Source organism: Rhodospirillaceae bacterium, from assembly GCA_028819475.1.
Lineage (GTDB): Bacteria > Pseudomonadota > Alphaproteobacteria > Bin65 > Bin65 > Bin65.
The window spans coordinates 35751-50169 of the sequence record JAPPLJ010000055.1; the positions used below are offsets into that span (position 1 = coordinate 35751).

The window sequence follows — 14419 nt, forward strand, 5'->3', positions numbered from 1 at the left end:
GGACCCCGCGGTCATGGCCTCATTCTCCAGACAGGACAGCCCCTTAAACCCGCCCTACCCCGCTACATTCCGGATCGACACCTCCACCGCGTGCAGGAAGGAGCGGGCGGAGGAGCGCGGGCTCATCAGCAGGAAGCTGTCGGCGCCGTCACGCAGGATGATGACGGCGAGATGCTCCATGACCGTGCGCGCCACCCGGCCTTCGGGGAAGGCGGCATCGTCGAGGTCGAGCATGCAGATGCGCTCCAGCGCCGGTCGGACGCCGGCGCCCGCGATGCGCAGCATGGCCCAGCTGTCCGACTGGTCGGTGACGTAGGCGTCCGGGCCCAGCGCGTCCGCGACGGTCTCCGCCGCCCGGTCCGGGTCCGGCGCCTCGAACAGGATGAAGATCTGGTCCGGCTGCATGCCGAGCAGGCACGCGCCATAACGGTCGCCGGCGACGGAATCGCCTGTAACCGGCCGCGCCGCGCCCAATCCTTCCGCCAGCGCCGCGGCGAAGGCGTCGTCCCCGCCGTTGGGAACCGCCGCCGACACGAGCGCCAGGCCGGTCACCTCGGCAAGGGTGACGCTGCCGAAGGTTTCGGCGTAGCCGCCGAGCGGCGAGCGGGGCGCCAGCGCGAATTCAGCCACGGAGCCGCTCCCCGTCCGGATCGAGGAAATGGGCCGAGACGATCTCGACCGGCACGTCCCGGCCGCGCACGCCGTCCCAGGCGCGCACCGTTTCGCCGATCCGCGCGTGCCCGTTCCGGATGAAGCCGAGGCCGATCGCATGGCCCAGTTCCGGCGACCAGGCGACCGACGTCATCCAGCCCTCGTCGTTCGCCGTCGCCGGCTCGGCGCCGGGCGCCAAGAAATGCGCGCCGGACGGCAGGTCGTGCGACCGGTCGAGCGGCCGGAAGCCCATCAGCTCCAGCCCGTCCTCCCGGTTCATCCCGGGCCGTTCCGACAGGATATTGCCGATACAGTCCTTCTTCTTCGACACCATGCGCTGCATCCCGAGCATGCGCGCCGTGGTCTGGCCGATCAGTTCCGGACCCGCGGCATGGCCCTTCTCGACCCGCATGACGCCGAGCGCCTCGGTGCCGTAGGCGACCGCGTCGAACTCCTCGCCCGCCGCCATCAGCGCCGCCATCAGGGCTTCGCCGTAGCGCGCCGGCACCGCGATCTCGTAGGCCAGCTCGCCGGAGAAAGAGATGCGGAACAGCCGCCCCGGCGTGCCGCCGCACACGTTGACCGCGCCGCAGGCCATGAAGGGGAACGCCTCGTTGGAGATGTCGTATTCCGGATCGACGATCTTGCGCAGCAGGGCGCGCGAATTCGGGCCGGCGACGGCGAACTGCGCCCACTGCTCGGTCGCGGAGATCAGGTGAACGTCGAGGCCCGGCCACAGGCACTGGCGCGCGAATTCCATGTTGCGGAAGACCAGGACGGCGTTCGCCGTCGTTGTCGTCATGACGAAATGGGTCTCGCCAAGCCGCGCCGTCGTGCCGTCGTCGTAGCAGATGCCGTCTTCGCGCAGCATCAGCCCGTAGCGCACCTTGCCGACCGCCAGCTTCGCGAAACCGTTGGCGTAGACCTTGTTGAGGAATTCCGCCGCGTCCCGCCCCTGGATGTCGATCTTGCCCAGGGTCGTGACATCGCAGATGCCGACCGAGCCGCGGGTCTGCAATACCTCCCGGTCGACCGACTGGCGCCAGTGGGTCTCGCCCGTGCGCGGGAACCACTGGGCGCGCAGCCACATCCCGGCCTCGACGAAGACGGCGCCCCGTTCCGCCGCCCAGTCGTGGCTCGGCGTCAGCCGGGTCGGCCGGAATTCCCTGCCGCGCGACCGGCCGGCGAAGGCGGCGATCGGCACCGGCGTGTAGGGCGGGCGGAACACGGTCGTGCCGGTGTCGGCAATGGTCCGGCCCGTCTGCTCGGCCATGATGGCGAGCGCCGCGACATTCGCCGTCTTGCCCTGGTCGGTCGCCATGCCGAGCGTCGTGTAGCGCTTGAGATGCTCGACCGAGCGGAAACCCTCGCGGTGCGCCTGCACGACGTCCTTGACCGTCACGTCGTTCTGATGGTCGAGCCAGGCCCGGCCGCGGCTTTCCCTGACGTGCCAGAACGCCGAAACCTCCGTAGCCTCGTCGCTCGCGCGCGGCGGGTCGCCGGCGTCGGCGGAATAACCGAGTTCGCCCACCGCCGCCACGGCCGCGCCGTGCCCATCGTTCAGCGCCGCCGCGGTCATGAAATTGCCGTTGGCGGCGCCGGCGACGGTCATGCCGGCCGGCAGGTTGCCGCCGGGCACGAAGGCGGCGATATCCTCGCGCCACACCGGCTTTCCGCCGTGATGGCAAGTCAGGTGGACGTTCGGGTTCCAGCCGCCGGAAACGGCGAGTCCGTCCAGGGCGATCCGCTCGCCGGTCGCCAGCTCGATCCCCTTCAGGCCGCGGCGGCCCCAGGTCGCGGCCACCTTCCCGCCCATCAGGATCCGCGCGCCGGGAACGCCGGCAGGCGGTGCGCGATCGCGAACGTCGACGACCGCCGCGACGTCGACGCCCGTGTCTGCGAGGTCGGCCGCGGTGCGCCAGCCGTCGTCGTTGTTGACGAACAGGCCGATGCGCCGCCCGGCGCCGACCGCGAAGCGGTTGGCATAGGCCCGCACCGCGCCGGCCAGCATCACGCCGGGCCGGTCGTTGCCGCCGAAGGCGATCGGCCGTTCGGTCGCCCCGGCGGCGAGGATCGCCCGCCTGCTGTAGATCCGCCACAGGATCTGGCGCGGATTGCCTCCGCTTTCCGCCAGATGGTCGGTCCGGCGCTCCATCGCGCCGTAGACGCCGTGATCGTAAGCGCCGATGACCGTGGTCCGCAGGAGGAGACGGACCCGGTCCATCGAGGCCAGTTCGCGGACGGCGTCTGCCGCCCAGTCCGCGCCGGACCGACCGTTCACTTCATGGGTTTCGGCGTTGAGCCGCCCGCCCATGACAAAATCCTCGTCGGCCAGGATGACCCGGGCGCCGCTGCGCCCGGCCGCCAGCGCCGCGGCAAGGCCGGCCGGACCCGCGCCGACGATCAGCAGGTCGCAATGCAGGAAGCCCTTGTCGTAGCTGTCCGGATCGGTGTCGCCGGACAGGCGGCCGAGGCCGGCCGAGGCCCGGATCGCCGGCTCGTAGACCTTCTCCCAGAAGGACTTCGGCCACATGAAGGTCTTGTAGTAGAAGCCGGCCGACAAGAAGGGCGCGATCAGGTCGTTTGCCGCCAGCAGGTCGTGGCGCAGCGAACCCCGGTAGTTCTGGCTGAACGCTTCCAGCCCGTCGAACAGTTCGGCGACGGTCGCCCGCGTGTTCGGCTCGCGGTGGGCGCCGGACCGCAGCTCGACCAGCGCGTTGGGCTCTTCCGAGCCGGCGGTGAAGACGCCGCGCGGCCGATGGTATTTAAAACTCCGGCCGACCAGGCGGACCCCGTTGGCGAGCAGGGCCGAAGCCAGAGTATCGCCAAGATGGCCGATCATCTTCCTGCCGTCGAACCGGAAAGAAAGGATGCGGCTGCGGTCGAGCGCGCCGCCGTCGAGCCGGAACGGGCCGCTCACCGGTCCCGCCCCCGCGCAATGGCGACGTCGCGCGCCAGTTCGACCTTGACGACCTCGTGGGTCAGCGTGTTGCGGGTCACGACCAGCCAGGAGCGGTCGCCCTGTTCGTGGAACCACAGTTCCCGGTGTTCACCGGCGGGATTGTCGCGCAGATGCTGGTAGTCGTGGAACCGCTGCGCGGCGTCCTCGGCCTGCCAGTCCGGCCGGTCGATCAGGGACGCGTCGCCGAGGATGACGAATTCCTGCGCGTCGCGCGGGCCGAGGAGCGGATGGTCGATGAGCATCCTGCGCGCCCCTAGTGCAGGTTCGGCTGGGCGCCGACGCCCTTTTCGTCGATCGCGGCGCCGCGCGCGAACCGGTCCAGCCGCATCTCGGCGGCGACCGGGTGGGGTGTGCCCGTCGCGATCAAATGGGCGTAGCAATAGCCGCTCGCCGGCGTCGCCTTGAATCCGCCGTAGTTCCAGCCGCCGTTGAAGAAGAGGCCTTCGACCGGGGTCCGGTCGATGAAGGGCGAGCCGTCCATCGACATGTCGACCAGGCCGCCCCAGATGCGCAGGACGCGCGCCCGGCCGATCATCGGCATCAGCGCCATGCCGCCCTCGCAGACGTCTTCCAGGGTCGGCAGGTTGCCCCGCTGGGCATAGGAATTGTAGCCGTCGATATCGCCGCCAAAGACGAGGCCGCCCTTGTCGGACTGGCTGACGTAGAAATGCCCGGCCCCGAAGGTCATGACGCCGGGGACGGCCGGTTTCAGCCCTTCGGTCACGAAAGCCTGCAAAACGTGGCTCTCGATCGGCAGGCGCAGCCCGGCATAGCCCATGACCCGGCCGGAGGAGCCGGCGACGCAGACTGCGACCCGGTTCGCCGCGATCGTGCCGCGGTTCGTCTCGACGCCGTGGCAGACGCCGTTGCGGATGTCGAAGCCGGTGACCTCGCAATTCTGGATCAGGTCGACGCCGCGGCTGTCGGCGCCCCGGGCATATCCCCAGGCCACCGCATCGTGGCGCACCGTGCCGCCGCGCGGCTGCCACAGGCCGCCCTTGATCGGGAAACGTTCGTTATCGAAGTCCAGGTAGGGGCATTTCTCCTGCAGCGCGTCGCGCTCCAGCAGCACCGCGTCCGCCCCGGCCAGGATCATGGCGTTGCCGCGCCGGGCGGCGGCGTCGCGCTGGGCGTCGCTGTGGTACAGGTTGATGATCCCGCGCTGGGAGACCATGGCGTTGTAGTTGAAATCCTGCTCCAGGCCTTCCCAGAGCTTCATCGAGAGCTCGTAGAAGGGCTGGTTGCCCGGCAGCAGATAGTTGGAGCGGATGATCGTCGTATTGCGGCCGACATTGCCGGAGCCGAGCCAGCCCTTTTCCAGCACCGCGACATCTCTCAGGCCGTGCACCGTGGCCAGATAGTAGGCCGTGGCCAGCCCGTGCCCGCCGCCGCCGACGACGATAACCTCGTAGCGGCGCTTCGGATCGGGCTCGCGCCAGACCGGCTTCCAGCCGCGGTTGCCGGTCAGGCCTTCCTTGAGAATTCTGAGAGCGGAATAGCGCATGGCGTGCTCAGGGGAACGCCGGATTGATGCGCCCGATTTCATTTTCGCGCTTTCCGGAACGGGACGTATTCTTATAAAATCAAGACATGCCCGATTCGACCTTCCCCACCCACCGCATTGCCATCCTTCTGGTCGAGGAATTCGCGCTGATGTCCTTCGCGGCGGTTACGGAACCCCTGCGCGCCGCCAACCTGCTGGCCGGGAGGCGGATCTACGACATTTCCTTTTTCGCCGCCGGTCCGGCGGCATCGGCGCTCGTGAACAGCTCGTCGGCAGCGTCGGTACGGGTCCGGGATCTCAGCGACGCGAACGGACCGTTCGACCTTGCTCTCGTCGTGGCTGGTGGCGATCCCGTCGGCTTCGAAGACCCGGTTACACTGCAATGGCTGCGGCGCCAGGCGCGCCACGGCGGCACGATCGGCGGCGTCTCCGGCGGCCCGGCGATCCTTGCCAACGCCGGCGTCATGGCGAACCGGCGCATGACGATCCACTGGGAGCACGCCGCCGCCCTCGCCGAGCGCCATCCCGGCCTCCTCCTCGAGCGGACGCTCTATGTCGTGGACCGGGATCGCCTGACCTGCGCCGGCGGCACCGCGCCGCTCGACATGATGCACGCCCTGATCGCCGAGCAGCACGGGCCGGATTTCGCCCGCAAGGTCAGCGACTGGTTCATGCATACCGAAGTCCGGCCCGCCGGCGGCCCGCAGCGCGCCGGCCTGGCCCAGCGCTACGGCACCAATCGCCCCGCCGTGCTCTCCGCTATCGAGGCGATGGAAAACCATATCGCCGATCCGCTGCCGCTCGCCGACCTCGCCGGGGTCGTCGGCGTCAGCGCCCGCCAGCTGAACCGGCAGTTCCGGGCCGGGCTCGGCCGCAGCGCCGGCGCGTTCTACCGGGACCTGCGGCTCGACAAGTCCCGGGAACTGGTGCGCCAGACCGACCTCGGCCTCGTCGATATCGCGCTCGCGACCGGTTTTGCGAGCGCAGCCCATTTCGCCACCGCGTTCAAACGGCGCTTCGGCGACTCGCCGTCCCGCCATCGCCTGCGGCCGGCCAAACCGGTCTGATTCGGGGAAGATCGAAAAACCAATTCAAACCAATAACATGCATATACATCCAAGCTTGTTGACAGCGATTTGCAGATAGCGCCATGCTGCGCAGGCGCGGACAGGTGCCGGCCGATTTTCGGCCGGATGACGGCGGCATTGTTGCCGTCCCGGTCCGGTCCGGCGCCATCACATACTGTTTGGAGTGTCCAGGGGAGCCAGAGCCATGGAAGGCAACCTTAACGCCATTACGACGGTGTTCACCGAGTTCTATTACTGGGCGACGATACCGTTGATGTTTTTCATTCATATCGGATTCTGCATGTACGAAGTCGGCGCCAGCCGGCGGCGCAACCACATGCACACGCTGATGAAGAACACGATGCTGATCCCGCTGGTCACCATCACCTTCTTCTTCTTCGGCTGGTGGATTTACTGGGCCGTGCCGAACGGACCGTGGATCACCGGCGGGCTCCTGCTCGGAGACGCCGCACCCAACGCGCCCTGGTCGGAAACCATGGGGCCGAATACGAGCGACCGGATCACCGGCGTGTTCTGGGCGGCCTTCCTGCTGTTCTCCTGGACGGCGGCCTCCATCGTCTCCGGTTCGGTGATCGAGCGGATCAATTCCGGCGCGTTCTGGATTCTCGCGGTCGTCATCGGATCGGTCGCCTGGATCATCGACGCGGCCTGGGGCTGGCACTATGGCGGCTGGATGGTGCAGCTGCTCGGCTATCACGACGCCTACGCTTCCGGCGTGATCCACGCGATCGCAGGCGGCTTCGCCCTCGGAATCCTGGTCGTGCTGGGTCCGCGGCTCGGCAAGTTCGCCAAGGACGGCACGCCACGGGACATCAATCCGCACAATCCGTGGATGGTGTGCCTCGGCCTGTTCTTCATTTATGCCGGCTTCTGGGGCTTCTATGTCGCGTGCAACGTGCCGCTGATCGGTCCGGAGGGAATCGACGGCCAGATCAAGGGCGATACCTGGACGGCGACGACGATTTACCTGACGCCGACGACGCTCGGCGCGATCACGGTGAACTTCCTGATGTCGCTTTCGGGCGGCCTGCTGGTCGGCTACCTGGTGTCCAAGGGCAATGCCTTCTGGACCTACTCCGGCGGCCTTGCCGGCATCATCACGGCCTCGGCGGGCAACGACCTGTACCACCCGATCCAGGCCATGATCATCGCCGGCTTCGGCACCTGGTGCGCCTACAAGCTGCACTATTGGGTGGAGCGGAAGTTCAAGATCGACGATGCGGTCGGCGCCGTGGCGGTCCACGGCTATGCCGGCTTCATCGGCCTGGTGATCTGCGGCTTCGTCCTCTGGGGCCACCCGAGTTCGCCGTATGAGGGCTATGCCACGATCAACCCGCTCGGCCAGTTCGTCGGCGCGATCATCATGTTCTTCGTGCTCGGCATGCTGCCCGGCTGGGTCGTCGCCAAAATCCTGGCGGCGGCGAACGTACTGCGCATCCCGAAACAGGTCGAATTGCTGGGTCTCGACTTTGCGACCAACCGGGACGAGCAGGCCGCGGCGGACGATGTCCGCGCCACCGAGAAGGCGGCGGCCGCCTGACCGGCCGGTACCGACCCGATACGCCCGAAAGCCCGCCGGCCGGACGATGCCGGCGGGCCGACGGCAGAAAGGAGAATGAAGCATGTCAACGACAGGCATCGAGAGTTGGGCGGTCGACCTGAAGGATGTCGGCGCCATTTACCCCTTCCAGGGTGCGGAAGGACTGTTCGTGATCGTGGGCGTCGTCCTGTGGATCGGCTGGCACGTTCTGCAGATGCGGGCCGAGAACAAGGACTACGAAGACCAGATCGGCAAATTCGGCGACGACGCCACGATCGCCGAAGCCCTCGACGGCGATTAGCCGCGACCCGAGTACGATAACGGGGGGCGCGATAACGGGGCGCGATACTCCAGCGCCCTGCCAATCGCCTGAGTAAAGAAAAGCCCCCGCCGGTTTCCGGCGGGGGCTTTCTCGCGCCCGTTGCATGGAGGGGGGAGGGTCAGCTCCAGGGGAACGGGCTGTTGCTCAGCGGATGCAGCCTGCCTTCGGCGTAGCGGCTGAACCGGAACGGTTCGAGCAGGGCCTGCTTCTCGCCCAGCATCTCGTCGGCGACCAGATGGCCGACGCCGATCATCTTGTAGCCGTGGTTGCTGTCGGCGACGATGTGGACATTCTCGCAGAAGGTGTCGAAGACCGGAAAACTGTCCGGCGTGAAGCAGCCCAGGCCGCCCGACGGCTCCTTCCTGAACTTGCCGATCTGGCCGGAAAACCGCTCCTGGCAGAAGGCGAGCGCCGAGCACCACATATGGGCGAAATCGTCCCCGACGATGAATTCGGGCGATTCGGGTCCGTAGGGGTCGATCGCCACGTCGTCGGCCGGGGTCTTGACTTCGTAGGGCATAGCGCCGCCCTGGACGCCGCCGAAATGGAAATCCGGCTTGTAGTAGATGCCCCAGGGTTCCTCGGTGATGACCGAGCCGTCGACGTCGGAGTGCAGCGGCGCATCGGTATCGACATGGATGACCGGCGGCATGCCGCCGTCGTTGAGCTTCTGATAGTCCGGGTCGACGCCGACGACGCCCTCCTCCAGGCACCAATAGCGCCAGGTCGGGATGCCGTCGTGCATCGCGCCGTCGGGGCCCTTGATCGAGACTTCGCGGGGCAGGTCGAGCATGTCCCAGATCGTCTTGACCCAGGGCCCGACCGCGACGACGACCTGATCGCACTTGATCGTTCCCCGGTCCGTGACGACGCCGGTGACCGCGTCGGAATTGCTGCCGCGCTCGAAGCCCGTGACCTCCACGCCGGTCATGATGCGCACGCCCTGGGCCTCCGCCTTGCCGGCCAGGCCGTAGACGGAAGCGGTATTGTTGGCGTAGCCGCCCTTCTTCTCGTGCAGGACGGAGGTGATGCCCTCGGCCCGCCAGTCGGACAGCAGGCCCTTCATGTAGGCCATGCAGTCCTTCCCGCCCTCGATGAAATCGGACTCGTAGCCGATCGCCTTCTGCTGCTCGTAGATGCTGGTCACATCCTCGCGCATCGCCTCGTGGCTGATCTGCATGTAGCCGACCGGGTGGTAGCTGAACGCCTTCGGATCGGATTCCCAGACCTTGACGCTGTGCGCCATCAGCTCGCGCATGGCGGGCTGGAAATAATTGTTGCGCACGACGCCGCAGGCGATGCCGCTGGCGCCGGCGGCAATCGCGGTCTTGTCAAGCACCAGGATGTCGGCGCCGCTGCCCCGGCCGTTGCTCTTCGCTGCAAGGCGTTCGGCCAGCCGCCACGCGGTGGACAGGCCGTGGATTCCCGCGCCGATGACGACATAGCGGGCGTGTTTCGGGAAACTCATCGGAAGCCTCTCGATAGAGGATGACCGTCACGATTTCGGGCGCATCCTGCGCTTTTCAATCCGGCCGAAAAACAATATACCGGACGGAAAAGAGCATTATTCCGACGCAAATCGCGCGCATTCCCGGAAAGTCCCAAGAATGGCGATGAGGGAGCCTGTTCCGGTCGAATTCTTTCTGGTGCCGGGCTTTTCGCTGCTGGCCCTGTCGTGCGCCGTGGATGCCCTGCGGGCGGCCAATTTGGTGCTCGGCAGGCGCGCCTACGACTGGCGCCTGACGGCCGATCCACGCGACCTGAGCGATTCGCCTTCGGGAGACGGGGTGGCCTCCTCCAGCCATATCCGGCTGCCGGCCGAGCCCCTGCCGGACGGCGGCGCATCGGCCGCCGGGCCCGACCTGTTCGCGGTGGTCGGCGGCGAACGGTCCCATACCTACAAATCGGCGGCCCTCGACGCATCTCTGGCGCGCGCCGCCGGCCGCGGCGCCCGCATCGGCTCGATATCCGACGGCGCCTTCCCGGTCGCCGCCGCCGGACTGTTCGACGGCTACCGCTCGACCATCCACTGGAAATGCCTCGACGCCTACCGCGAACGCTTCCCCGGCCTCGATATCCGCACCTCGATCTTCGAAATCGACCGCAACCGGTTCAGCTGCGCCGGCGGCACCACGAGCCTCGACCTGATGCTCACCTTCGTCATGGCCGCCCACGGCGCGGAAACCGCCTCGTTGGTCGCGGAAAATTATGTCCACGACAGAATTCGCGAGGCGGCGCAGGAACAGCACGTCACCGCCGCCATCCGCATGGCCGGCCGGAACCGGCACCTTGCGGACGCCATCCTCCTGATGGAACGGCATCTGGAGGACCCGTTGCCCGTGGACCGGATCGCCGATGCGGCCGGCCTGTCCGGCCGGCAGCTCACCCGCCTGTTCCGCAGCCATCTGCGCCAGCCGCCCGGGCGGTTCTATCTCGACCTGCGGATCGACCGCGCCGCCAGCCTGCTGCGGCAGACCGGCATGAGCGTCTCCGAGATCGCCGTCGCCTGCGGCTTCCAGTCCGCGTCCCACCTCGGCCGCCATCTCAAGCGCCGCCACGGCGCCACGCCCGGCCAGTGGCGGCGTGGCGCCTAGCCTGCGGGTTCCATCGGTTTTGTAGGGGAAGGTTTCAAACCCTCCGCTACAGTTCGGGCGACAGAGCGCAGGCCGTGACAATCGCCGGAAATCCGGTCTAACGTCTCCGCCGGCAATCGAAACATGTCCGAAATCGTGACCCCCGAAACCCTGCGCCAACAGTTTCTCACCTGGCAGTGCCGCATACGCCAGATCGCCATGCGCGAGGACGGCGGCCGGCCGGCCGAGGGCATGCGGCCGAAAATCCTGGCGGCGGACGGGCGGACGCTTTCCGAGGGCACGATCGTCCTGCTGGTGCGCAGCGACCCGGAAGAAAGCACGGATTTCTTCGAATTCCAGGTCAGGAAGAACCACGATCCCAACGAGGTCTACCAGAAGGGGCTGACCTTCCTGCAATCGACCCATTATCACCGCGCCAACCGCTTTTCCGACGAGATGACGGCGCTGTTCCTGCCGGAATCCCGGCTCGCGGCGCTGCTTGTCGATATCGGGGCCTGCCGCCTCGATTTCCGCCAGTTCAGCCAGTCCTGGCGCCTGCCCTGCGCGGTGCGCGCGATGGCGCCGGACGAGCCGGCCTACCGCAACACCCTCTGGCACAACCGGCTGTTCAACACCCGGCTCTCCGACGATGTCGCGATACTCGGCTTCAAGCCGGACTGGATCGCGGCGGCTTCGCTCCTGCTCGAGGCGGATTGACCGGGCTCATGGAATGATCGGGCGGCGCGCGCCCGTCCGCCGGATCACTCCATCAGGCCGGGCAGGAACAGGGCGATGGACGGGAACACGACCAGCAGGACGAAGAGGATCAGGTCGCAGACGACGTAGGGCGCGGCGGCTTTCGCGACGTCGCCCAGGGTCGTGCCGCGCGGCGCGACGCCCAGCATGACGAACAGCCCGAGCCCGAAGGGCGGCGTGACCATGCTGATCTCCAGGGTGAGCAGCATGACCAAGCCGAACCAGACCGGGTTGTAGCCGAGCGACTGGGCGAGCGGGAAGAAGATCGGGATCGTCAGCAGCATGATCGAGACCACGTCCATGAACATGCCCATGACGAGCAGGATCAGGAACATGACCAGCAGCAGGAGCAGCGGCGCCAGCTCGATCGTGGCCACCGAATCGACCAGGGTGCGCGTTGCGCCCGACAGCGCGAGGATCTGGGTGAAGGCGTAGGAGGCGATGACGATGAAGAGCACCATGCATGTGACGCGCAGCGCGCCGGTGAGCGCCCGGATCACGGCGCGCAGCGTGAGCGTGCGGAAAACGGCGGCCAGCACCAGCACGCCGAGCACGCCGAAGGCCGCGGACTCCTCCGGTGTGGCGATGCCGAGCACGATCAGCCCGATCACGGCGAAGATGACGACGCCCATCGGCAGGAGCTGGCTCGCGATCAGCAGGAGCTTGCGGCCGAGCGAAACGGGCACGACCTCATATTGCGGCGCCGCCTCCGGATCGATCCGGACCTGGATGGTGATCAGCAGGGCATAGAGGCCGGCCAGGATCAGGCCGGGAAAGACGCCGGCGATCAGCAGCTTGCCGATATCGATCATGGCGAGGCTGCCGAGCAGCACGCCCAGGCCCGACGGCGGGATGATCATCGCCAGTCCGCCGACGCCGAGGATCGGGCCCATCGACATGTGCTTCTTGTAGCCCCGCCGGGTCATTTCCGGCACCAGCAGCGAGCCGAGCATCGCCGTATTGCCCATCGAGTTGCCGGAGAGCGCGGCGAAGGCCGTGCCGCTTGCCACCGTCACATAGGAGAGCCGGCCCGGTAGCCGGCCGAACAGCGCGTCGAAGGCGTCGAAGACCCGGCGGGCGACCCCGGTGTGGAAAAAGAGCTCGCCCATCAAAAGGAAAAGCGGGATCGGGACGAAGGCGTAGGAGGAGATCGACGCCGGCGCGTTGACGGCGATCTGCTCCAGCCCCGGTTCGCCGGAAACCCAGAGGGCGCCGAGGGCGCTGACGGTGAAGAAGGCGATGGCGACCGGTACGGACAGCCCCATCAGCAGCACGACGAGGCCGATGGCGATGGCGGCGGTCCAGTACCACTCCATCGGCCGGTCAGATGCCTTCCGTATCGATGTCCGGCCCGCGGTCGTACATGTCGTCGACGCCGAGCAGGAAACGGCCGAACTCGACGGCGCACAGGAAAAAGCCGACCGGCAGGGGCGCATAGAACGCCCATTTGGCGATCACGATGGACCGGATATCGAGCTCGCCGCGCTCCCAGTAGTCGAGCGCCGCGCGCAGGCCGTAATAGGCGAGGCCGAGGCAGACGACGATGCAGAGCACGTAAATGCTCCGCCGGAGGCCCCGGCGCACCTGTCCCGGCAGGCTACCGGCCAGGAATTCCACGAACACATGGCCCTTCTTGCGCAGCACCCAGGGGGCGGCCAGCAGGGTCATGTAGAGCATGGCGTATTCGCTGAGCGCGCTGGTATGCGCCGGCGGCTGGTAGCCGAGCGCGCGCACCGTCACCTCGTAGACGATCATGACGAACACGCCGGCGAGCATGGCGCCGGCGACGGCCGCCAGCGCCACGATCAGCCTGTCATAGAGCCGGACGAGGTGGCGCACGCCCGCTGCAAGGCGTCGGCGTTGCTCCGCCGTCCAGTTGACCGGCCTAGTTGACCGGCGACGGCGGGAACTTCTTGCGCAGCTCGTCGTATTCGTTCGGCGCCAGCTTCTTCACCTGGTCCCACTGCACCTTTTCGGCCGCCGCGATGTAGCGCCGGGCTGCCGCGCCGGTGAGTTCGAACGACTTGACGCCCTGCTCGCCGAGCTTGGCCCAGCGCTCGGCGACCAGCTTTTCGTAAAAGACGTGCGCAATCGGCTCGTAGGCGATAACGGACGTCGTCATGGCATCGCGCTGCGCCTGGGTCAGCGAATTCCACTTGTCGAGATTGATCCAGATCAGGTTGTCGAACTGCCAGACCATCGGGTCGACCCGGAAGTTGACGAACTTCTGGAAGCCGAAGCCCATAATGCCCAGGCCGGGCCAGGCGGCGCCGTCGACAAGGTTGCGCTCGAGCGCGTTGTAGATGCCGGGTGCGGGGACGCTGATCTGGGTCGCGCCCATGGCCTTGAGCCATTCGCGGTGCAGGCCGGCGATGCCGCGGATCTTCATCCCGCTCAGATCCGGCGTGCCGTCGGCCTTGACCTTGGGCTTCTTCTTCAGCCACAGGTTGACGCCGACCCCGCCGGCGACCCAGCCGAGCACATGGGCGTTGGCCTTCTTGCGATAAATTCGGTTGAGCAGTTCGAGGCCGCCATTCTTGCGCGCTTCCATCGGCGTGATCTTGGAGCCGTAGATGGCGAAGGACTCCGGCACCGCGCCGAGATAGTAGCCGGCGGCGCCGAACAGCATGTCGAAAACGCCCTTGCGCAGCGCGGTCAGCTGCTGCAACGGCGGCGTCACCTCGCGCCCGCCGATATACTTGATGCTGATCTTGGCCGCCCTGGCCGCGGCGCTCTTGTTGAATTCCTCGGACCACTCGATGGTGCGTTTCACCGAATAGAGGTTCTTGCCCCAGTTGGAGACGAAGCGCAGTTCGGCCTCCTTCGCCGCCGCCGGCGCGGCGAGACTCGCCGCCAGCAACCCGGCCGCGGCCATAATCGAAGTTCCGGACAAATGAATTGCGCGCATGGTTCCCTCCCACAGATTAAGCGCTATGGGTCGATTCCTGCGCCGGATGCTGACGCCGACCGCCGCTCTTCAGCTCAGGATCGACGCTTCGGAGTGTAAGGGCCCGGCCGATTGA

General features: G+C 67.3%; 13 protein-coding genes. 5 read left to right on the forward strand and 8 right to left on the reverse strand.

All coding sequences use genetic code 11. The features are described 5' to 3' along the window. Positions 1-54 precede the first annotated feature (54 nt). Genes OXM58_17300 through OXM58_17315 form a run of 4 tightly spaced genes read right to left on the reverse strand, consistent with a single transcriptional unit; the run spans position 55 to position 5117 of the window. Positions 55-630, reverse strand: coding sequence for a hypothetical protein (locus tag OXM58_17300; GenBank protein ID MDE0150116.1), 576 nt, complete (start codon positions 628-630; stop codon positions 55-57). Next, positions 623-3571 (reverse strand): sarcosine oxidase subunit alpha family protein, encoded by a 2949-nt coding sequence (locus tag OXM58_17305; protein ID MDE0150117.1) that lies wholly within the window; start codon positions 3569-3571, stop codon positions 623-625. The genes OXM58_17300 and OXM58_17305 overlap by 8 nt, the downstream gene beginning before the upstream one ends. Beyond that, positions 3568-3855: a sarcosine oxidase subunit delta gene (locus OXM58_17310; GenBank protein ID MDE0150118.1), complete on the reverse strand. Its 288-nt coding sequence runs from the start codon at positions 3853-3855 to the stop codon at positions 3568-3570. Before OXM58_17310 ends, OXM58_17305 begins: the two co-directional genes overlap by 4 nt. Before the next feature lie 11 nt (positions 3856-3866). After that, a complete protein-coding gene (locus OXM58_17315; GenBank protein MDE0150119.1) occupies positions 3867-5117 on the reverse strand; it encodes a sarcosine oxidase subunit beta family protein in 1251 nt (416 codons plus the stop codon). Positions 5118-5203: 86 nt separating this feature from the next. On the opposite strand from OXM58_17315, the gene OXM58_17320 reads away from it, so the two are divergent. The 3 genes from OXM58_17320 to OXM58_17330 all read left to right on the forward strand — a co-directional run bounded on the left by OXM58_17320 (position 5204) and on the right by OXM58_17330 (position 8046). Further along, entirely contained in the window at positions 5204-6184 is a 981-nt protein-coding gene (locus OXM58_17320; protein ID MDE0150120.1) for a GlxA family transcriptional regulator, read from the forward strand. A 205-nt stretch (positions 6185-6389) separates the two neighbouring features. Continuing rightward, positions 6390-7745, forward strand: coding sequence for an ammonium transporter (locus OXM58_17325; protein MDE0150121.1), 1356 nt, complete (start codon positions 6390-6392; stop codon positions 7743-7745). Positions 7746-7827: 82 nt separating this feature from the next. Next, positions 7828-8046, forward strand: coding sequence for a hypothetical protein (locus tag OXM58_17330; protein MDE0150122.1), 219 nt, complete (start codon positions 7828-7830; stop codon positions 8044-8046). 139 nt (positions 8047-8185) lie between these two features. On the opposite strand, the gene OXM58_17335 is transcribed toward OXM58_17330, so the two are convergent. Further along, the gene (locus OXM58_17335) at positions 8186-9535 is read right to left on the reverse strand and encodes an FAD-binding oxidoreductase (GenBank protein ID MDE0150123.1); all 1350 of its coding nucleotides are present in this window, start codon (positions 9533-9535) and stop codon (positions 8186-8188) included. A 139-nt stretch (positions 9536-9674) separates the two neighbouring features. Here OXM58_17335 and OXM58_17340 point away from each other — a divergent pair, with 139 nt between their 5' ends. Both OXM58_17340 and OXM58_17345 read left to right on the forward strand, forming a co-directional pair. Continuing rightward, complete coding sequence (locus OXM58_17340) at positions 9675-10661, forward strand: GlxA family transcriptional regulator (protein MDE0150124.1); 987 nt, start codon at positions 9675-9677, stop codon at positions 10659-10661. Positions 10662-10784: 123 nt separating this feature from the next. Then, positions 10785-11357, forward strand: a complete 573-nt coding sequence (locus tag OXM58_17345; protein ID MDE0150125.1) for a hypothetical protein — start codon at positions 10785-10787, stop codon at positions 11355-11357. A gap of 44 nt (positions 11358-11401) precedes the next feature. Here OXM58_17345 and OXM58_17350 read toward each other — a convergent pair whose 3' ends face one another. From OXM58_17350 to dctP, 3 genes are read right to left on the reverse strand one after another with little or no spacing between them, the layout of a single operon-like run. Next, positions 11402-12712 carry a TRAP transporter large permease subunit gene (locus OXM58_17350; protein ID MDE0150126.1) on the reverse strand — a complete coding sequence of 437 codons (1311 nt, stop codon included), beginning with the start codon at positions 12710-12712 and terminating at the stop codon, positions 11402-11404. A gap of 7 nt (positions 12713-12719) precedes the next feature. Then, positions 12720-13235, reverse strand: coding sequence for a TRAP transporter small permease subunit (locus tag OXM58_17355; protein MDE0150127.1), 516 nt, complete (start codon positions 13233-13235; stop codon positions 12720-12722). A 46-nt stretch (positions 13236-13281) separates the two neighbouring features. Continuing rightward, positions 13282-14271, reverse strand: coding sequence for a TRAP transporter substrate-binding protein DctP (gene dctP, locus OXM58_17360; GenBank protein MDE0150128.1), 990 nt, complete (start codon positions 14269-14271; stop codon positions 13282-13284). Between the last annotated feature and the right edge of the window lie 148 nt (positions 14272-14419).

Bases quoted from the DNA above. Each gene is read 5' to 3' on its own strand.
- OXM58_17310 (MDE0150118.1), bottom strand. From the start codon at position 3,855: ATGCTCATCGACCATCCGCTCCTCGGCCCGCGCGACGCGCAGGAATTC.
- OXM58_17315 (MDE0150119.1), bottom strand. From the start codon at position 5,117: ATGCGCTATTCCGCTCTCAGAATTCTCAAGGAAGGCCTGACCGGCAAC.
- OXM58_17320 (MDE0150120.1), top strand. From the start codon at position 5,204: ATGCCCGATTCGACCTTCCCCACCCACCGCATTGCCATCCTTCTGGTC.
- OXM58_17325 (MDE0150121.1), top strand. From the start codon at position 6,390: ATGGAAGGCAACCTTAACGCCATTACGACGGTGTTCACCGAGTTCTAT.
- OXM58_17330 (MDE0150122.1), top strand. From the start codon at position 7,828: ATGTCAACGACAGGCATCGAGAGTTGGGCGGTCGACCTGAAGGATGTC.
- OXM58_17335 (MDE0150123.1), bottom strand. From the start codon at position 9,535: ATGAGTTTCCCGAAACACGCCCGCTATGTCGTCATCGGCGCGGGAATC.
- OXM58_17340 (MDE0150124.1), top strand. From the start codon at position 9,675: ATGGCGATGAGGGAGCCTGTTCCGGTCGAATTCTTTCTGGTGCCGGGC.
- OXM58_17345 (MDE0150125.1), top strand. From the start codon at position 10,785: ATGTCCGAAATCGTGACCCCCGAAACCCTGCGCCAACAGTTTCTCACC.
- OXM58_17350 (MDE0150126.1), bottom strand. From the start codon at position 12,712: ATGGAGTGGTACTGGACCGCCGCCATCGCCATCGGCCTCGTCGTGCTG.
- dctP (MDE0150128.1), bottom strand. From the start codon at position 14,271: ATGGCCGCGGCCGGGTTGCTGGCGGCGAGTCTCGCCGCGCCGGCGGCG.